The sequence below is a fragment of the Erwinia sp. S38 genome, from assembly GCF_016624545.1.
Taxonomy (GTDB): domain Bacteria; phylum Pseudomonadota; class Gammaproteobacteria; order Enterobacterales; family Enterobacteriaceae; genus Erwinia; species Erwinia coffeiphila.
This window is the reverse complement of the sequence record NZ_JACVTS010000004.1, coordinates 262,430-278,526: the sequence shown is the minus strand read 5'-3', so window position 1 is coordinate 278,526 and position 16,097 is coordinate 262,430. Positions and strand designations below refer to the sequence as shown.

The window sequence follows — 16,097 nt, the reverse complement described above, 5'->3', positions numbered from 1 at the left end:
TAGACTATATACACAAAAACATTGTGCCTTTAGTGTTTAACGGCACAAAGCATAACCAGACCACAATCACTGTGGTCTGGTTTAAGTTTATATATGAAATGCAACGCGCTTACCGGATGGAAGCTCGACATCCAGACTTAACTTACCGCCCATCGCTTCAATATAGCGTTTTAGGGTAGCCAGCTTCAGCTCATTGCCACGCTGTTCAAGCTGTGTGATTGCGGGCTGACTGATACCCATGGCTTCAGCCACATGTCTTTGCGATAGTTGAAGCTCTTCACGGATCATTTGCAGACCGGTTTCAAGTATCAGTTCATCAGCCAGTTCGGTGATCCGTTTCTGACTTTCCGGCGATCGAGCCGCAATGACTTCATCTAATGTTCTCATTTTTGCCCTCTAAATCAGAAAGATGAAACGAATATTCCTCATCGGCAATACGGATCAACTTTTCATAAAATTGCTTGTCGTTACGTTTGTCGCCGGCGCAAAGTACAATTGCCTGTCTGACTGGGTCAAACGCAAAGAACGCCCGTATCGGCAATCCAGCATACTGAATACGGAGTTCTTTCATATTCTTATAGCGCGATCCCTTCACCGTATCAGCATAAGGCCGCGAAAGTGAAGGTCCAAAAGTTCTCAGACGAATCAGATCGGCTAACACTTTTTCCTGTAAACCGAGTTCCTGCTCATGTAACCAGCGATCGAATAACAGCCCCACTATTACCGTCCACATTCCCTTGCTCCTTGCATGTCCTTTTATAAGCTATAGCTTATGAATTTCAGTGTAGAAACTGCAATTCATAATTTCAAGGGAAATGCGCAAAGCCAATACAGACAGTCAATCGGATGTAGCAAATTTTTATCACAAAACATCAACTCGAAATTGAAACCAATTAACAAACGCGATAGAGAGGTCGGGAGGAAAATCCATTTTATTGCCATAAAAAAGCCCGAAACAGAGGAGTATTCTCCCCCCTGTTCCGGGCCTTTACGCTGCGTTAAATCAGTTATTAACCGGGATCACCGCGCCTTTGTATTTGGTGCGGATCCAGTCCTGGATCTGTTTAGAGTGTAGCACGGTGACCAGCGCTTTGATGTCCGGCTTGTTCTCATCACCGCGATGCACGGTAATGATGTTGGCATACGGGTTGTTCTCACCGCTTTCCACCGCAATCGGGTCTTTCACCGGGTCCAGACCGGCGTCAATCGCGTAGTTAGCGTTGATCACCACCGCGTCGCCTTCGTCGTTGTTGTACATCTGCGGCAACAGCGCGCCTTCAACGTTCGGCAGGAACTTCAGGTGTTTCGGGTTTTCCACGATGTCGCTGATGCGCGCATTCACCTTGTTCACACCCGGCTTCAGCTTAATCACGCCCTCTTTCTCGAAGATGGACAGAATACGGCCCTCTTCCGCTACCGCATCACGCATGATCACTTTGCCGTTCTCCGGCAGCTCTTTCAGCGATTTGAACTTCTTCGAATAGATGCCGATAGGCTCGATGTGGATCGCACCGGCGCTGACGAAATCATAGGTCTTATCACCGGCGTGATCTTTCAGCACGCTGTTCAGATACGGAATGTGCTGGAAATAGTTGGCATCGATATCGCGGCTGGCCAGCGCGGTGTTCGGCAGGATGTAGTCCTGGAACGGTTTGATTTCCAGATCGATACCCTGCTTCGCCAGAATCGGCTTCGCCTGCTCCAGAATTTCCGCGTGCGGCACGTTAGACGCCCCAACGGTCAGCGTGTCTGCCCATGCGCTCAGGCTCAGGGCACCCAGGGTTGCTGCAGCCAGCAGCGTCAGTGTTTTTTTCATTTTGGATTTTCCTAAAAGTTAACGTTTGTCGAGCCGTGTCGTGAGCACATCACCTAAAAACTGGATGATAAAAACAATCACCAGAATCATTACCGTCGCCACCAGCGTCACATCGCCGTGGTTACGTTGAAAACCTTCCAGATACGCCAGGTTACCGAGGCCACCGGCACCGATCACCCCGGCCATCGCGCTGTAGCTGACCAGCGCAATCAGCGTCACGGTAATACCGGACACCAGCGCCGGTGAGGACTCCGGCAGCAGCACGCGGAAAATCAGCGTACTCAGCTTCGCGCCCATCGAGCGGGAAGCCTCAATCACCCCTTTGTCCACTTCGCGCAGGCCGATCTCCACCAGGCGGGCGTAGAACGGGGCCGCGCCGACGATCAGCGCGGGCAGCGCGGCGTTAGCACCAAGGATGGTGCCGATCAGCGTTTTGGTGAACGGAATCAGCAGCACAATCAAAATAATGAACGGAATGGAGCGGAACACATTCACCAGAATGGAAATCGCGCCGTACACCGCACGGTTCTGGAACAGCCCGCCGCGCGCGGTCAGGAACAGCGCCAGGCCAAGCACAATACCCAGCACAAAGGTGGCCAGACCGGACAGCGCGGTCATATACAGGGTTTCACCGGTGGCGGCCCACAGCTGGTCAACCTTCAGGTGCGGAAACAGGGACTCAAACATTTTTCACCACCTCGGTTGAAATTTCGTGGTCGTGCAGATCGGCCAAAATACTCTCCAGCTGGGTATCGCTGGCCGGAACCTGTAGCCACAGCTCACCAAAAGTGCCGTTGGCGGTCTGGGTCATTTTTCCGTGCAAGATATTGAACGGCAGCGCGTATTTAAGCGTCAGTTCACCGACGATCGGCTGGCGGGTGCTCTGGCCGACAAAGGTCAGCTTCAGTACTGCACCCGCCGCCGCGTCCACCAAATCGGCATTAAACGGCGTATCGGCGCTGCTGTATTCGGTGGTCTGCTTCACAAACTGGCGGGTAATCGGCTGCTGCGGGTGGGTAAACACCGACAGCACTTCGCCCTCTTCCACGATGTGCCCGGCCTCCATTACCGCCACGCGGTGGCAGATCTTGCGCACCACGTGCATCTCATGGGTGATCAGCACAATGGTCAGCTTCAGCTGGCGGTTAATATCCAACAGCAGATCGAGGATCGCGTCGGTGGTTTGCGGGTCAAGCGCCGAGGTGGCTTCATCGCACAGCAGCACGTCCGGGCTGTTGGCCAGCGCGCGGGCGATCCCCACGCGCTGCTTCTGCCCGCCGCTCAGCTGCGAGGGATAGGCCTGCTCTTTACCGTTCAGCCCGACCAGCTCAATCAGCTCCTGCACACGGCGCTGGATCGTCGCTTTCGGCGCACCGGCAATCTGCAGCGAGAAAGCAATATTTTCGCTGACGGTGCGCGACCACAGCAGATTGAAATGCTGGAACACCATGCTGATTTTCAGCCGCGCCTGGCGCAGCGCTTCACCGCTGGCCTGAGCAATGTCCTGCCCGGCAATCACCACGCTGCCGGAGGTGGGTTTTTCCAGACCGTTCAGCAGGCGGATCAGCGTACTTTTTCCCGCGCCGCTGTAGCCAATAATGCCGTAAATCTGGCCCTGCTCTACCTGCAGATTGACGTTGTCAACGGCGGTCACCGGACCCGATCGGGCGTTAAATATTTTAGAAACGTTGCGTAAAACGATCATCTGTTGCCTGTTTTCTGCCGTCGTATCAGCGAAATATGCTGATTAATTAAACTGATTCTTATTTGTGAATTATCGATAGCACTAATTGCCTGGTGATATTAAGCAGCAGGGAAACTATTGGAAACGACTGAAATGATATGCCTTATAACCAAAGAGAATATTTGGAGCCTGATTCTGTCTTTCGTGTTCTGAAAACCTGTGGCAATAATGGAGAAAATTTCTGCAAAGCTTCGCGTTCGGCACGGTTTTTTATCCGCAGGCTGAAGGGCTTACCGTATTAAAGGCTGCATTATGGATTACTTTATTGGCATCGATGTCGGTACCTCAAAAACCAAATCGGTGTTGTTTGACGCCCGTTTTAACCAGCTGGAAGTCGCCTCCGTCAGCAACCGCACGCTGACCCCCGCCCCCGGTCACCAGGAGCAGCAGATGGAGGCGCTGTGGCAGAACGTGGTCAGCACGCTGAAAACGCTCTCCGCATCGCCGCTGCTGGCAAAAGGGACGCTGCGCGGTATCGGGCTGTCCGGCCAGGGCGAAGGCGCATGGCTGATTGATAAACAGGGCCAGCCGCTGCACGATGCGCTGCTGTGGAGCGACACCCGCACCGCGGCCTCCATTCGCGAACTCGCCGCGCGTGACGGGCTGGAGGAGACGCTGTTTGAGCTTTGCGGCAGCCGCCTGCTGCCCTGCAACAGCAGCCTGCAGCTGCGCTGGCTGCAGCAGCATCAGTCGGAGCGGCTTGAAGATGCACAGTGGTTTTTCTTCGCCAAGGACTGGATTCGTTTTCGCCTGACCGGCCGCGCCAACCTGGAGCTAACCGATGCCGGCACCTCGCTGCTGGATCTGCATCAGGGCACCCTTTCCGCTACGGTCTTAAAAGAGCTGGGTATTGAAAGCCTGCGCCCGCTGTTCCCGCCGCTGCTGGCCCCGCACGAACTGGCCGGGGAGCTGAGCACCGCCGCCGCCGCTGCCACCGGGCTGTCTGCCGGTACGCCGGTCGCCGCCGGGGCGCTGGACGTCTCCGCCTGCGCGCTCGGCATCGGAGCGGTGCATGACGGCGACGTCTTTACCCTGCTGGGTACCACCTGCTGTACCGGCATCGTCTGTCACGATCTGACCCAGGTCAGCCGCAAAACCCGATTTGTCAGCCACGCCTGGCAGGGTCAGTTCCTGAATCTGTTCGCCATGCAGTCGGGCACGCCGAACCTCGACTGGGCCATCAGCCATCTGGCCGCCAACCGCAGCTTCAGCGAGCTGGGCGCGGAAATCAGTGCCCTCTCCCCCGGCAGCGGCGGTGTGTTTTATCAGCCGTACCTCAACGGCGAGCGCGCGCCGTTTTACAGTCCGGTTGCCCGCGCCGGTTTCTTCGGCATCAGCCAGGACACCACCAACGCGCACCTGCTGCGTGCGGTCTTTGAGGGGCTGGCGTGGGCGATTACCGACGTGCTCAGCGACTATCCGCCGGGCGGCGATCTTTATCTGGCCGGAGGCGGCACGGCCTCGCCGTTCTGGCTGCAAATCATCGCCGACTGCACCGGACGCCGGGTGATCGTCAGCCCGCAGAGCGAGCCCGGCGCGCGCGGTGCAGCGATCCTGGCGGCCATGGCGCTCGGTCAGCCGGTCAGCGCCGAGTCGCTACAGCCAGGGGATCGCCAGATCTGGCACCCGGATGCACGATCGCATATTCAGTACCAGCGCCTGTTCCCGGTCTTCCGCCAGCTGCGCGAACAGCTGCTGCCGGTCTGGCAGGCGCGGGACGACGCTTTAACTCAACTTGCACAGGATTCAGCCGATTTATGAAAATTCTCTTTACCGCCGAGTATGCCGGTTCCCTTGATGCCTTCCGCCAGTACGGCGATCTGGTGGTGACCGGCTGGGCGGCGGGCGACAGCAAACTGAGCGAAGACGCCCTGATTGCCCACGGCCAGGACGCCGATGTGCTGATTGTCAGCTACGATGACATTACCGCCCGGGTGATTGACGCCTGCCCGCAGCTGAAGCTGATTGCCTGCACCCGCGCCAATCCGGTGAATGTCGATCTGAAGGCGGCGGCGGCACGCAATATTCCGGTGCTTTATACGCCGGGACGCAATGCCGATGCGGCCGCCGAGCTGACGCTGGGACTGATGCTCAGCCTGGCGCGGCATATCCCGCAGGCGCACGGCGCGCTGAAGCGCGGCGAATTCACCCGCGCCACTCAGGGCAGCAACGCCACTCAGCAGGGGCTGCGCCAGGACGTGGTGTGGGACGTGGATAAATCCAGCCCGTACGAGGTGTTCAAGGGCGGCGAACTGCGCAATAAAACGCTGGGTCTGGTGGGCTACGGCAGCATCGGCCAGCGCGTCGGTCGCCTGGCGCGGGCGTTCGGCATGTCGCTGCTGGTGGCCGATCCACGTGTAGCGGCAGAGGATATTGACGAACCGGGCGTGCGCAAAGCCACGCTGGAGGAGCTGTTTACCGGGTCCGACTACGTCAGCCTGCATCTGACGGTGACGCCGCAGACCACCGGACTGATTGACCAGCGCCTGCTGGGGCTGATGAAGCCGGAAGCTCGGCTGATTAACACCTCGCGCGCGGCGGTGATCGTCGAAGAAGATCTGATTGTCGCCCTGCGTGAAAAGCGCATTGCCGGAGCGGCGCTGGACGTCTTCGCCAGCGAACCGATCTGGCGCGATCATCCGTTTATTACCGAGTTTGATAACGTGGTGATCACCCCGCATATCGCCGGGGCGACCCGGGAAACACTGGTGAAGCACACTGCGATGATCGCCGCTGATTTACAACGCTTCCTCAGCGGCGAACCCCTGCACTATCGCTGGCCGTCAGCCTGATAATGGCAACGTGGGCGTGGTGGCCATAAAGGCCTGAGTGGTTTCCCAGTCCACCACGCCCGCATCCGAACCCAGGCCGCTGGCGACCAGCGAGGCCACCGCGCTGCCGACCCGGCAGGCCTGTTCAACGTCCAGCCCCTTCGCCAGCCCGGCAATAAAGCCGCCGCAGTAGCTGTCGCCACAGCCGGTGGTATCCACCACCCTGACCTGCCAGGCCGGAATACGCAGCTGGCCGCCCCGGCCAAACACCCACGATCCCCGCGCGCCGTCCTTAAAGATACAGGTACCTACGCCGCGATCGAGAAAGAAGTCCGCCATCGCCTGCGGCTCCTGCTGCCCGGAAATCTGCGCGGCCTCCTCCATTGACGGCATAAAGTAGTCGATATGCGGCAGCATAGGCGTCAGCAGATCCAGCGTCTGTTCATTTGGCGCAATCAGATCGAAGCTGGTCGTCACGCCGTGCTGATGCGCCCAGGCCAGCAGTTTCGCGCTCTGGCCGTTATCCATCGCCGCCAGCAGGCCGCTGCCGCCGAGGTGCAGAAAACGCGCATTGCACACCCGGGGGAAATCCGCCTCGTCGATAAACAGATGGTCCGACGCGCCGCGACAGTGCAGCGCCGGGCGCTCGCCGTTGGGGCGGATCGCCAGAATCGTCGCCGACGTTTCGCTGACCTGGGTACGCTGGATCAGCAAGCCGTCAATGCCCAGCCGCCGCCAGACCCCGGCGATAAAATCCCCTTTTTCATCGTCGCCGAGGCAGGCCGCAACGGCGGTGTGAATGCCCAGCTTGGCAGCGTTCATTACCGCCCCGCAGGCGGTGCCCGCCGGGCTCAGGCGGATCTGTTCAATAAACTCCACGCCGCCGCCGGACGGAATGCCGCGAATGGGCCGTCCGGCGATATCCAGCGTGGTTAACCCGACAAATACCGCGTCAAACTGGCTCATGCCGCCTCCTTTTTTCGCCACTGTTGCGACTGCCGCAGCCTGCCCTGCCAGAAGGAGAGCACCAGCGCCACCAGCAGCACCAGACCGTTCAGTGCGTCTTTCAGAATAAAATCCAGCCCCATCAGGTTCAGACCGTTGGCCACCAGGCCGAGGAACAGCACGCCCACCAGCGTTCCGGGCACGTTCGGCCTGCCCTGCGCATGGAATGCGGTGCCGATAAACACCGCTGCGATGGCATCCAGCAGATAGGACTGCCCGGCCAGCGGGCTGAACTGCCGCAGGTTTGCGGACAGAATAATCCCGCCGATGGCGCACAGCACCGAACTGGCGATCAGCACCCACAGCAGGTTGCGCTTAACGTTCACCCCGGCATTCAGCGAGGCGACCGGGTTGAGGCCCACCGCGTGGATGCGCTTGCCGAACAGCGTGCGCTCCAGCAGCAGATAGCAGATCAGCATCAGTACCGCAGCAATCACCACCGGAATGGCGATGCCCCACAGCGAACCGACCGCGATCTCATGGTATTCGGCGGCCATGCGGCGATAGGCAATCGGCCCGCCGCCGTCGGTCAGCACCCGCTCAAGGCTGCTGCCGATAAACCAGGTGCCCAGCGTCGCCAGAAACGGCTTCACCCGGAAACCGAGGATCAGAATGGCGTTCACCAGACCGACCAGCGCCCCTCCGGCCAGCGCGGCCAGCACCGCCCCCTGCCACGGCCAGCCCCAGGTTTTCAGCGCCACCAGCGCAAACGCCGCACCGAAGTCCAGCGCCACGCCCACCGACAGATCGATGCCGCCCGCGATCACCACCAGCGTCATCGCCAGCGCGACGATCAGCAGAATGGCGTTCCCCTGCAGGATGTTGGCCAGGTTATCCGCGGTTAAAAATACCGGGCTGTTGAGGGCGAAAAACAGGATAAACAGCAGCAGGATCAGCTGGAATCCATAGCGGGCCAGCAGTGAAAGCAGGCTGCCGCCCTGAGAGGCGGTGCGCGCGGTTAATACCTGTGTTGATTTGCTCATGGCTGCCCCCGACGCTGCACGGCAGCGGCGGCCAGAACCAGCAGGATCAGCACGCCCTTCACCGTTCCCACCCAGAAAATATCCACCCGCATCAGGGCCAGCCCGTTGGACAGCGCATTGACCAGCAGCGCCCCCAGCAGCGCGCCCCACACGGTAACCACCCGGCGGCGGGAAAACGCGGTGCCGATAAAGGTGGCCAGCACCATTTCCAGCAGCAGCGGCTCTTCGGCACCGGGCGAACTGCCGGAACCGCGCGCCAGCAGCGTCAGCGCGGCCAGCGCGGCGGCGGCGGCGGCCAGCAGGTAGGAACGCAGCATTAATGCGTTCACCGGCAGTCCGGCCAGTTCGGCGGCTTCCCGGCTGCCGCCGCTGGCCTGCAGATGCTGCCCCCAGCGGCTGTGATGCACCACAAACTGGTACAGTACAAACACCGCCAGCATAAACCATACCGCCCACGGCAGACCCAGCAGCGTTCCGTCGCGGAAGGCCACCAGCCACGGCGCGTCAATGCTGATCCTGCGCTGGCGGGTCAGATAGTTGGTCAGGCCAACGATGGCCACCGAACTGGCCAGCGTCGCCAGCAGCGGCGGCAGCCCCACCCGTACCACCATCAGTGCGTTCACCAGTCCGGCCAGCAGCGCGGCGGCGACCGCAAGCAGCGCCAGCAGAAAGATATTCGCTTCGATCTGTACGCCGATACTGATTATCGCCACCGCCAGCACCGAAATGGCCGGCAGCGACAGATCGATGCCGCCGGACACCACATCATCACCGCCGCCGATGATCACGCAGGCCAGGCCGAAGCAGAGAATAGCCAGCGGCGCGGTCTGTTTCAGGATCACGCTGACGTTCTGCCAGCTGAGGAACCACGGTGCCTGGAAGCAGAAGAACACCAGCAGCGCGGCAAACAGCAGCAGCGGTATTTTATCGATGGGAAAGGCCAGCCTGCGCCGCAGACCTGGCTGAGAGAGATCGCTCATTACGGGGTTTCCTGTTCACTGCCGCCGCTGGTCAGCGCCAGCAGCCCGTCCTGGGTCAGATTATGGGTTGGCACTTCGGCCACGATTTCGCCACGGCGCATCACCAGCAGGCGATCGCAGAGGCCAATCAGCTCGCTGGCATCGCTGGAGGAGACCAGCACGCAGCGCCCTTTATCGGCCAGCTGGCGGGTAAGATGGTAGATTTCGGCGCGCGCGCCAACGTCAACGCCCAGCGTCGGCTCATCAAGGATAAACAGCTGGCTGTGGCTGTTCAGCCAGCGGGCCAGAATCACCTTCTGCTGGTTGCCGCCGCTGAGGAAGCGTACCGCCTGGCGCACGTTGCGCGGGCGAATATCCAGCTTTTCCGCCAGCGCCAGCGCGTTCTGCCGCGCCTTTTCTTTCAGCTCCCAGCCGAAACGCGACAGGCTGCCCGGCGAGGCAATATTAATGTTGTCGGCCACCGACAGCGGCTGGATCAGCCCGTGATGGCGGCGATCGCGAGGCACCAGCGCAATCCCTTCGGCAATCGCCTGCACCGGGGAACGCAACCGCACGGCCTTACCGGCAATACGCAGCGTGCCCTGGCGCAGCGGATACAGGCCGTACAGCGCATCGATCAGCTGCTCGCGCCCGGAGCCGGACAGCCCGGCGATGCCGACAATCTCGCCCGGTGCCAACTGGAAATTGATGTGGCGAAACGCATCGCTGCCGAGGTTTTCCAGCGACAGCCACGGCGTGGTCGACGGCGGTTTTTCCGCCGGAGGCGCGAACAGCGTGGTCAGTTCGCGGCCCACCATCAGCTCAATCAGGCGGTCGATGTCATCGGCGTTGACCTCGTCCAGCGTGGCAACCTGTTTACCGTTGCGCAGCACCGTCACGCGGTCACAAATCTGGGTGATTTCATTCAGGTAGTGGGAGACGTAGATAATCGCGATGCCGCGCGCTTTCAGCGCCCTGATAGCCGCAAACAGCAGCGCCGACTCCCGGGCTTCCAGCGGCGCGGTGGGTTCGTCGAACACCACCAGCCGGGCTTCACCGTCGATCAGCGCGCGGGCAATCTGCACCAGCTTCAGCTCGGCCTGCGACAGGTCGCGGATCAGGCGGTTGCCGTCCAGCCGGATATTCAGCACCTCACGAAAGAATTTTTCGCTGTCCGCACGCATCGCCCGGCGATCGAGCCGCCCCAGACGATGACAGCGCTCCTGACCGATAAACACCGACTCCGCCACGGTGAAGTGGGGGATCAGATGCAGCTCCTGGTGGATAAAGCGGATGCCTTCCTGCTGCACCGCCGCCGGGGTCACGCTGGCCAGCCGTCGGCCCCCGACGCTGATATCGCCGCTGTCCGGGGCATACACCCCCGCCAGGATCTTAATCAGCGTGGATTTCCCCGCGCCGTTCTCACCGATCAGGCCATGAATTTCACCGGGGTGAACGTGAAGTTCAACCCCGTCGAGGGCAGTCACACCGGCAAAGGTTTTGCGGATGTGCTGCATAAACAGGCCGCCCGAGGCGGCCTTGTGCAGAGACTGAGTCACGCCGCGATTACTCCTTCAGATCGCCGTAGCCCAGCTGTTTGTACACCGCTTTCGCCTCTTCCGGTCCCTGTACCGGCAGCACCGGCACAAAGGTCTGCGGCAGCAGCTTCGCACCGCCGAAGTAGCGGGCGACATTATCGGCGGAGGTGGTGCCGATCAGGCGTGGCTGCTGCGCGACGTTGGCCACGAACGGGCTGTCTTTCTCGGCCATGATTTCCAGCGTATCCGGACCGGCATCAATCGCGGTGACTTTCACGTCTTTGTCGCGGCCGGTTTCTTCCAGCGCCTGTACGATACCGATGGCCGGCTGATCCCAGCAGGCAACGTGGATGGCATCCAGCGTGCCTTTCGGATGCTGGCTCAGCAGTTCGAGGGTTTTCTTACGTGCATCTTCCGGCGAGTTGGCAAACTGTTCGGCCAGCTCCGGCTGGAGGATCTTAATGCCCGGGTAGTCCTGCAATACATATTTCCACTGATCGTAGCGGATGCCGCAGATGCGCAGCGAGTTCGAGAAGGCGTTGAACACCGCCACGGTGCCTTTGCCACCCAGCGCATCCGCCGTGTAGCGGCCAATGGTGCTGCCGAGGCTGTAGTTATCTGAAGTGGTGTTGTTCACCGAATACGGCGAGACGTGATCGACGGTAAATACCGGAATGTTGGCATCACGCAGCGCCTTGAATTTTGGCTCAACCGAGCTGTCACCGAGGATGCTGATCACCGCATCCACCTTGCGTGCGCGCAGGATGTCGTGGTTATCCGCATGCACCTGGTTATCGCGGCCGCCGTCAACACCCACCACCTTACCACCCAGTTTTTCCACCTCTTCCGTGGCGCCTTTATAGGCCTCACGATCCCAGAAGTGCTGGGTGCCGACTACGGCGATTCCGATGGTTTTGCCCTGCAGAGAGAGCGCCTGCTCTGCTGCTGCCACATTGGTGAGGGTTCCCAGAGCGAGTAATAAAGCAGCCACGCGACTGATTTTGAAAGCCATAAATTTTCCCACTTTTCATTATGTTATTAGTAGAAAATTTACGCTATCAGGCAGATTTAATTCCTAAAAATAATTAAAATTAATATTTAATAACAAAAACACATATAGCAGAAACGGAGCAGAGAGCTGACTACTCCGTTTCTGTGGCGTTACAGCGTATTCAGCGCCCGGGCGAAAAAGTCTCTGCCGCCGAAGTTGCCTGATTTCAGCGCCAGGGCAATCGGCCGCTCGCCGCCGGACACCATCGCCGGAACGCCGGTATCGATCTCCTGCCCGATGGTTAACGCATCCAGATCCAGCGCGCTGACCACCGCCCCTGAGGTTTCGCCACCGCCCACCACCAGCCGCCGTACGCCTTCGGCTACCAGCTGCCGTGCCGTCAGGCCAAACAGCGTGTCCAGCGCTTCGGCAATCTTTTCGCGGCCGTATTCCTGCTGTAGCTGGCGCACCGTTTCCGGATCGCCGGAAGAATAGACCAGCGGAGCCTGGCCCTGATGCGCCAGAATAAAGTCAACCAGCTGCTGCGGACCCGTTGCGCCGCTCAGCACCTCTTTCACCTCGATCATCAGCACAGGATGCTGCTTTTCATGCTCGGCGATCTGCCCGCGCGTGGCACCGGAACAGCTGCCGACGAGGATCGCTTCCGCGCCGCTCACCTGCGGCACGCCCGCGCGCTGCCCCTGCGCCCGCCCGTCAGCAATAAAGTTATGCGGCAGCGCCCGGGCAATCCCCGACCCGCCGGTCACCAGCGCGGCTCCCCGGCAGGCGCTGCCGATAGTGGTGAGATCGTCATTGCTGATGGCATCAACAATGACCAGCACCCTGCCCTCTTCTGCCTGAGCGACCAGCGCGGCCTGTACCGCCCCGCTGCCCGCGCTGACCGTTTGCCACGCAATATGCCCGACGCGGTTTTGCGACTGCCGCGCCAGCACCCGGCGCAGATCGGCATCGGTCATCGGCGTAAGCGGATGGTGCTGCATGCCGGATTCGTTCAGCGGCTTGTCGTGCACAAACAGATGCCCCTGATACAGCGTACGGCCCATCGCCGGAAACGCCGGGCACATCACTACGCTCTGCGCTTCAAGGTGCGCGGCCAGCGCGTCGGTCACCGGCCCGATATTGCCCTTGTCGGTAGAGTCAAAAGTGGAGCAGTATTTAAAGATTATCTGCTCGCAGCCCTGTTCCTGCAGCCAGCGGCAGGCGGCCAGCGACTGCGCCACCGCCTCTTCCACCGGCAGCGAGCGGCTTTTCAGCGCGATAACGCCCGCCTCGACCGAGGCATCGGCTTGCACCGACGGCACGCCAAGATACTGCGTGGTGCGCAGCCCGCCTTCCCCTTCCAGCCCTTTCGACAGCGTCACGGCAATATCGCTGGCACCGGTAAAATCGTCGGCAATCACTCCAATCAGCATGATTTACTCCTCCCCGGTGTCGGTTACGCTGGCCTTCATCAGGCTGGCAGCGGCGTGTGGCGCGGTCAGCACCGGAATGCTGACCTGCTCGCGGACGGCGGCGGCGGCACGCGAGGTGGAGAAGTGCGCCAGCATAATCACGTCGCAGTGCGCCAGCTCAGCGGCTCGCGCGGCCACCAGCCGGTTATGGCTCTGCGCATCGCCTTTTTTCAGCAGATCGATGGCCTCCGGCACCAGCACGGTGGTCAGCCGCGCGGTCGAACCGGTGCGCGCCACGTACTCGTCAAATTCTGCGGTCATGGTTTCCACCGCCGGGCCAAAGGTGGCCAGCATGCCGATATCGCTGCCCTGCGCGATGGCCTGACGGAACATCGCCTCGTTCGGGCGCAGCACCGGAATGGTCAGTTTTTCCGCCAGCCGGTCAATCGCCGGGCCAAACGCCGAGCAGGTGATCAGAATGCCGTCGGCCTGCATATCCGCTGCGTATTCACCCAGGCGCACAAAACGATCGATCATCGCCTCGGTGAGCTCCGGGCTGCGGGCGCGGTCAATCGACAGGCCGTCATCCAGCAGATTGATGGTTTCCGCCTGCGGCCAGATTTCGGCGAAGGCGGTGTGGATCGGCTCCATGGCCACCGGGGTGGCATGCAGTAAAACAATTCGCGATGTCATTTCAACTCCAGTCTGTCGGGGTACAGGCTTAATGTAAGGGCTTACAATTGTTTCTGTAAAGTGATGCCGATCACATAAAAACAGGTTGGCATCGCTCGTACGGTGTTGAAATTTTATGTGCAAGGCAGCAAAATTGAAAGCGCTTACAAAAATTAATGCCCGACGCAACAGGTTGCTCTGCCACCTGGCCCGGCAACAACGCTAAAAATGGACAGTGAGAACGCTCTATGACAACGCCTGCAAACTCATCATCTCTCCCGACCGCTGCCGTGCCGCACAGCGCGGCGGTCAGCCCGTCCGTGGCAAAAAAGCTGCCGCGCCAGTTTCGCGATCTGCTGGCGCTGGATGACTTTGAGCGCCACGCGCGCCGCCGCCTGCCGAATATGATTTATCAGTACGTGGCGGGCGGGGTGGAAACCGGCCAGGGCATTGCCGGAAATTTTGATGCCTATCAGCGTTTTAAATTTATCCCGCGCATGTTCCGCGACGTTTCCGGCCGCGACCAGTCGGTGAATCTGTTTGGCCACCGCTATCAGCACCCGTTTGGCGTGGCCCCGCTGGGCGGCGCGTCCTTCGTGGCCTATCAGGCCGATATCGCCCTCGCCCGCGCCGCCCGCAGCATGAACGTGCCGATGATCCTCAGCGCCTCGTCGCTGGTGAAGCTGGAAGATGTGCACGCCGCCAACCCGGACGCCTGGTTCCAGGCCTATCTGGCCGGGGATCAGCCGCGCATCGACCGGCTGGTGGACCGCGTGGAGGCCGCCGGGTATCAGACGCTGGTGGTGACCGGCGATACGCCGATGCTCGGCAACCGCGAGCACAACACCCGCAGCGGCTTCAGTATGCCGATCAAAATCACGCCGAAGGTGGCGTTTGAAAGCGCGATGAACCCGCGCTGGCTGCTGGGCACCGTGGCACAAACATTCCTGCGCCACGGCGCACCGCATTTTGAAAATACCGATGCCGAACGCGGCCCGCCGATGATGTCCAGCAAGGTGCGCAACACCAACGCCCGCGACAAACTTTGCTGGAAAAATGTGGAAGCCATTCGCAAAAAATGGCGCGGTAACCTGGTGATTAAGGGACTGATGTCGCCGCAGGATGCGTTTATCGCCCGCGATCTCGGTGCCGATGCGGTGATCCTGTCGAATCACGGCGGGCGTCAGCTGGACCACACCATTCCGCCACTGTATACGCTGGCGGAAATTGCGGCGGCGAAAGGCGATATGAAGGTGATTATCGACAGCGGCATCCGGCGCGGCACCGACGTGATGAAGGCAATGGCGCTGGGGGCAGACTTCGTATTTCTCGGTCGCCCTTTCCTTTACGCAACGGTGGTTGCCGGGCAGGCAGGTGTGGAGCACGCGATGGGCATCCTGCGCGATGAAATCGACCGCGATCTGGCGCTGCTGGGCGTTCGCACGCCGGGCGAGCTGGACGACAGCTATCTGCGCAAACTGTGATAACCAGGAGTCAGACCATGACCGAGAAAACAACGCTGCGCGTATTTAGCGTGCTGGCCATCCGCGCCGCCGTTGACCGGCTGCTGCCGCTGTGGCAGCAGCAGTATCCCGACATTACGCTGGATATCGCGTGGGGGCCGACGGTGGTGATTGAAAAAAACATCGCCGCCGGGCAGCGTGCCGATGCGGTAATTGTCACCGTCGATGCGTTGGACCGGCTGATAGCCGCAGGTGAGGTGCGTGCGGCCAGCCGGATTGAGCTGGTGGATTCGCAGATTGGCCTCGCTGCCCTGCCCGGCGCGACGCATCCGGATATCAGCAGCGTGGCGGCGCTAAAAGAGGCGCTGCTGAATGCGCGCTCCGTCGGCTATTCACTGGCCGGGGCGAGCGGCATCTACTTCCAGCAGCTGCTGGCAAATCTGGGCATTGCCGACGAGGTTAACCGGCGGGCCACCACCATCCCCGAGGGCTTTACCGCCCGGCTGCTGGTGGAGGGTCAGGCGGATATCGCCGTGCAGCAGATCAGCGAGCTGCTGACCGTGGAGGGGATTGAGATTATCGGCCCACTGCCGCCGGGGGCAGAGAAAACCCTGTCGTTCTCCGCCGGGGTATTCAGTGAGGCCGGGCAGCCTGAAGATGCCGCGCTGCTGCTGACATTTCTGCGCTCCGCCGAGGCCCGCCGTATCTTCGAGGCCTCGGGGTTAAGCTGGCGGGAGTAGCTC

At 60.5% G+C, this 16,097-nt stretch carries 16 protein-coding genes; 4 read left to right on the top strand and 12 right to left on the bottom strand.

Translation table 11 applies throughout. The features are described 5' to 3' along the window. Nucleotides 1–87: 87 nt before the first annotated feature. From IBT46_RS07080 to IBT46_RS07060, 5 genes are all read right to left on the bottom strand, one after another. Complete coding sequence (locus IBT46_RS07080; RefSeq protein WP_200545032.1) at nt 88–387, bottom strand: helix-turn-helix domain-containing protein; 300 nt, start codon at nt 385–387, stop codon at nt 88–90. After that, nucleotides 371–733 (bottom strand): type II toxin-antitoxin system RelE/ParE family toxin, encoded by a 363-nt coding sequence (locus IBT46_RS07075; RefSeq protein WP_200545031.1) that lies wholly within the window; start codon nt 731–733, stop codon nt 371–373. The genes IBT46_RS07080 and IBT46_RS07075 overlap by 17 nt, the downstream gene beginning before the upstream one ends. A 270-nt stretch (nt 734–1,003) precedes the next feature. Beyond that, nucleotides 1,004–1,816: a MetQ/NlpA family ABC transporter substrate-binding protein gene (locus IBT46_RS07070; protein ID WP_105591653.1), complete on the bottom strand. Its 813-nt coding sequence runs from the start codon at nt 1,814–1,816 to the stop codon at nt 1,004–1,006. A gap of 18 nt (nt 1,817–1,834) precedes the next feature. Beyond that, a complete protein-coding gene (locus IBT46_RS07065; RefSeq protein ID WP_105591654.1) occupies nt 1,835–2,503 on the bottom strand; it encodes a methionine ABC transporter permease in 669 nt (222 codons plus the stop codon). Next, nucleotides 2,496–3,521, bottom strand: a complete 1,026-nt coding sequence (locus IBT46_RS07060) for a methionine ABC transporter ATP-binding protein (protein WP_200545030.1) — start codon at nt 3,519–3,521, stop codon at nt 2,496–2,498. The genes IBT46_RS07065 and IBT46_RS07060 overlap by 8 nt, the downstream gene beginning before the upstream one ends. Nucleotides 3,522–3,812: 291 nt before the next feature. Here IBT46_RS07060 and IBT46_RS07055 point away from each other — a divergent pair, with 291 nt between their 5' ends. Continuing rightward, on the top strand, nt 3,813–5,321 hold the full coding sequence (locus IBT46_RS07055) for an FGGY-family carbohydrate kinase (protein ID WP_200545029.1): 1,509 nt from the start codon (nt 3,813–3,815) through the stop codon (nt 5,319–5,321). After that, the gene (locus tag IBT46_RS07050; RefSeq protein WP_200545028.1) at nt 5,318–6,352 is read left to right on the top strand and encodes a 2-hydroxyacid dehydrogenase; all 1,035 of its coding nucleotides are present in this window, start codon (nt 5,318–5,320) and stop codon (nt 6,350–6,352) included. Before IBT46_RS07055 ends, IBT46_RS07050 begins: the two co-directional genes overlap by 4 nt. Here the strand turns inward: IBT46_RS07050 and IBT46_RS07045 are convergent. From IBT46_RS07045 to IBT46_RS07015, 7 genes are all read right to left on the bottom strand, one after another. Continuing rightward, nucleotides 6,344–7,297 (bottom strand): carbohydrate kinase family protein, encoded by a 954-nt coding sequence (locus IBT46_RS07045; protein WP_200545027.1) that lies wholly within the window; start codon nt 7,295–7,297, stop codon nt 6,344–6,346. The genes IBT46_RS07050 and IBT46_RS07045 overlap by 9 nt on opposite strands. Further along, entirely contained in the window at nt 7,294–8,319 is a 1,026-nt protein-coding gene (locus IBT46_RS07040) for an ABC transporter permease (RefSeq protein ID WP_200545026.1), read from the bottom strand. Before IBT46_RS07040 ends, IBT46_RS07045 begins: the two co-directional genes overlap by 4 nt. After that, nucleotides 8,316–9,299 carry an ABC transporter permease gene (locus tag IBT46_RS07035; RefSeq protein ID WP_200545025.1) on the bottom strand — a complete coding sequence of 328 codons (984 nt, stop codon included), beginning with the start codon at nt 9,297–9,299 and terminating at the stop codon, nt 8,316–8,318. The genes IBT46_RS07040 and IBT46_RS07035 overlap by 4 nt, the downstream gene beginning before the upstream one ends. Continuing rightward, nucleotides 9,299–10,795: a sugar ABC transporter ATP-binding protein gene (locus tag IBT46_RS07030; RefSeq protein WP_200545071.1), complete on the bottom strand. Its 1,497-nt coding sequence runs from the start codon at nt 10,793–10,795 to the stop codon at nt 9,299–9,301. Before IBT46_RS07030 ends, IBT46_RS07035 begins: the two co-directional genes overlap by 1 nt. A gap of 49 nt (nt 10,796–10,844) precedes the next feature. After that, nucleotides 10,845–11,828 (bottom strand): sugar ABC transporter substrate-binding protein, encoded by a 984-nt coding sequence (locus IBT46_RS07025; RefSeq protein WP_200545024.1) that lies wholly within the window; start codon nt 11,826–11,828, stop codon nt 10,845–10,847. A 149-nt stretch (nt 11,829–11,977) separates the two neighbouring features. After that, nucleotides 11,978–13,240, bottom strand: coding sequence for a 3-oxo-tetronate kinase (gene otnK / locus IBT46_RS07020; RefSeq protein WP_200545023.1), 1,263 nt, complete (start codon nt 13,238–13,240; stop codon nt 11,978–11,980). A 3-nt stretch (nt 13,241–13,243) separates the two neighbouring features. After that, entirely contained in the window at nt 13,244–13,912 is a 669-nt protein-coding gene (locus IBT46_RS07015) for an aspartate/glutamate racemase family protein (RefSeq protein WP_200545022.1), read from the bottom strand. A gap of 227 nt (nt 13,913–14,139) precedes the next feature. Here IBT46_RS07015 and IBT46_RS07010 point away from each other — a divergent pair, with 227 nt between their 5' ends. Beyond that, complete coding sequence (locus IBT46_RS07010; RefSeq protein WP_200545021.1) at nt 14,140–15,375, top strand: alpha-hydroxy acid oxidase; 1,236 nt, start codon at nt 14,140–14,142, stop codon at nt 15,373–15,375. A 17-nt stretch (nt 15,376–15,392) separates the two neighbouring features. Beyond that, complete coding sequence (locus IBT46_RS07005; protein ID WP_200545020.1) at nt 15,393–16,094, top strand: substrate-binding domain-containing protein; 702 nt, start codon at nt 15,393–15,395, stop codon at nt 16,092–16,094. Nucleotides 16,095–16,097: the final 3 nt, after the last annotated feature.

Coding starts and splice junctions, on each gene's coding strand:
- IBT46_RS07080 (WP_200545032.1), bottom strand. CDS start 387: ATGAGAACATTAGATGAAGTCATTGCGGCTCGATCGCCGGAAAGTCAG.
- IBT46_RS07075 (WP_200545031.1), bottom strand. CDS start 733: ATGTGGACGGTAATAGTGGGGCTGTTATTCGATCGCTGGTTACATGAG.
- IBT46_RS07070 (WP_105591653.1), bottom strand. CDS start 1,816: ATGAAAAAAACACTGACGCTGCTGGCTGCAGCAACCCTGGGTGCCCTG.
- IBT46_RS07065 (WP_105591654.1), bottom strand. CDS start 2,503: ATGTTTGAGTCCCTGTTTCCGCACCTGAAGGTTGACCAGCTGTGGGCC.
- IBT46_RS07060 (WP_200545030.1), bottom strand. CDS start 3,521: ATGATCGTTTTACGCAACGTTTCTAAAATATTTAACGCCCGATCGGGT.
- IBT46_RS07055 (WP_200545029.1), top strand. CDS start 3,813: ATGGATTACTTTATTGGCATCGATGTCGGTACCTCAAAAACCAAATCG.
- IBT46_RS07050 (WP_200545028.1), top strand. CDS start 5,318: ATGAAAATTCTCTTTACCGCCGAGTATGCCGGTTCCCTTGATGCCTTC.
- IBT46_RS07045 (WP_200545027.1), bottom strand. CDS start 7,297: ATGAGCCAGTTTGACGCGGTATTTGTCGGGTTAACCACGCTGGATATC.
- IBT46_RS07040 (WP_200545026.1), bottom strand. CDS start 8,319: ATGAGCAAATCAACACAGGTATTAACCGCGCGCACCGCCTCTCAGGGC.
- IBT46_RS07035 (WP_200545025.1), bottom strand. CDS start 9,299: ATGAGCGATCTCTCTCAGCCAGGTCTGCGGCGCAGGCTGGCCTTTCCC.
- IBT46_RS07030 (WP_200545071.1), bottom strand. CDS start 10,795: ATGCAGCACATCCGCAAAACCTTTGCCGGTGTGACTGCCCTCGACGGG.
- IBT46_RS07025 (WP_200545024.1), bottom strand. CDS start 11,828: ATGGCTTTCAAAATCAGTCGCGTGGCTGCTTTATTACTCGCTCTGGGA.
- otnK (WP_200545023.1), bottom strand. CDS start 13,240: ATGCTGATTGGAGTGATTGCCGACGATTTTACCGGTGCCAGCGATATT.
- IBT46_RS07015 (WP_200545022.1), bottom strand. CDS start 13,912: ATGACATCGCGAATTGTTTTACTGCATGCCACCCCGGTGGCCATGGAG.
- IBT46_RS07010 (WP_200545021.1), top strand. CDS start 14,140: ATGACAACGCCTGCAAACTCATCATCTCTCCCGACCGCTGCCGTGCCG.
- IBT46_RS07005 (WP_200545020.1), top strand. CDS start 15,393: ATGACCGAGAAAACAACGCTGCGCGTATTTAGCGTGCTGGCCATCCGC.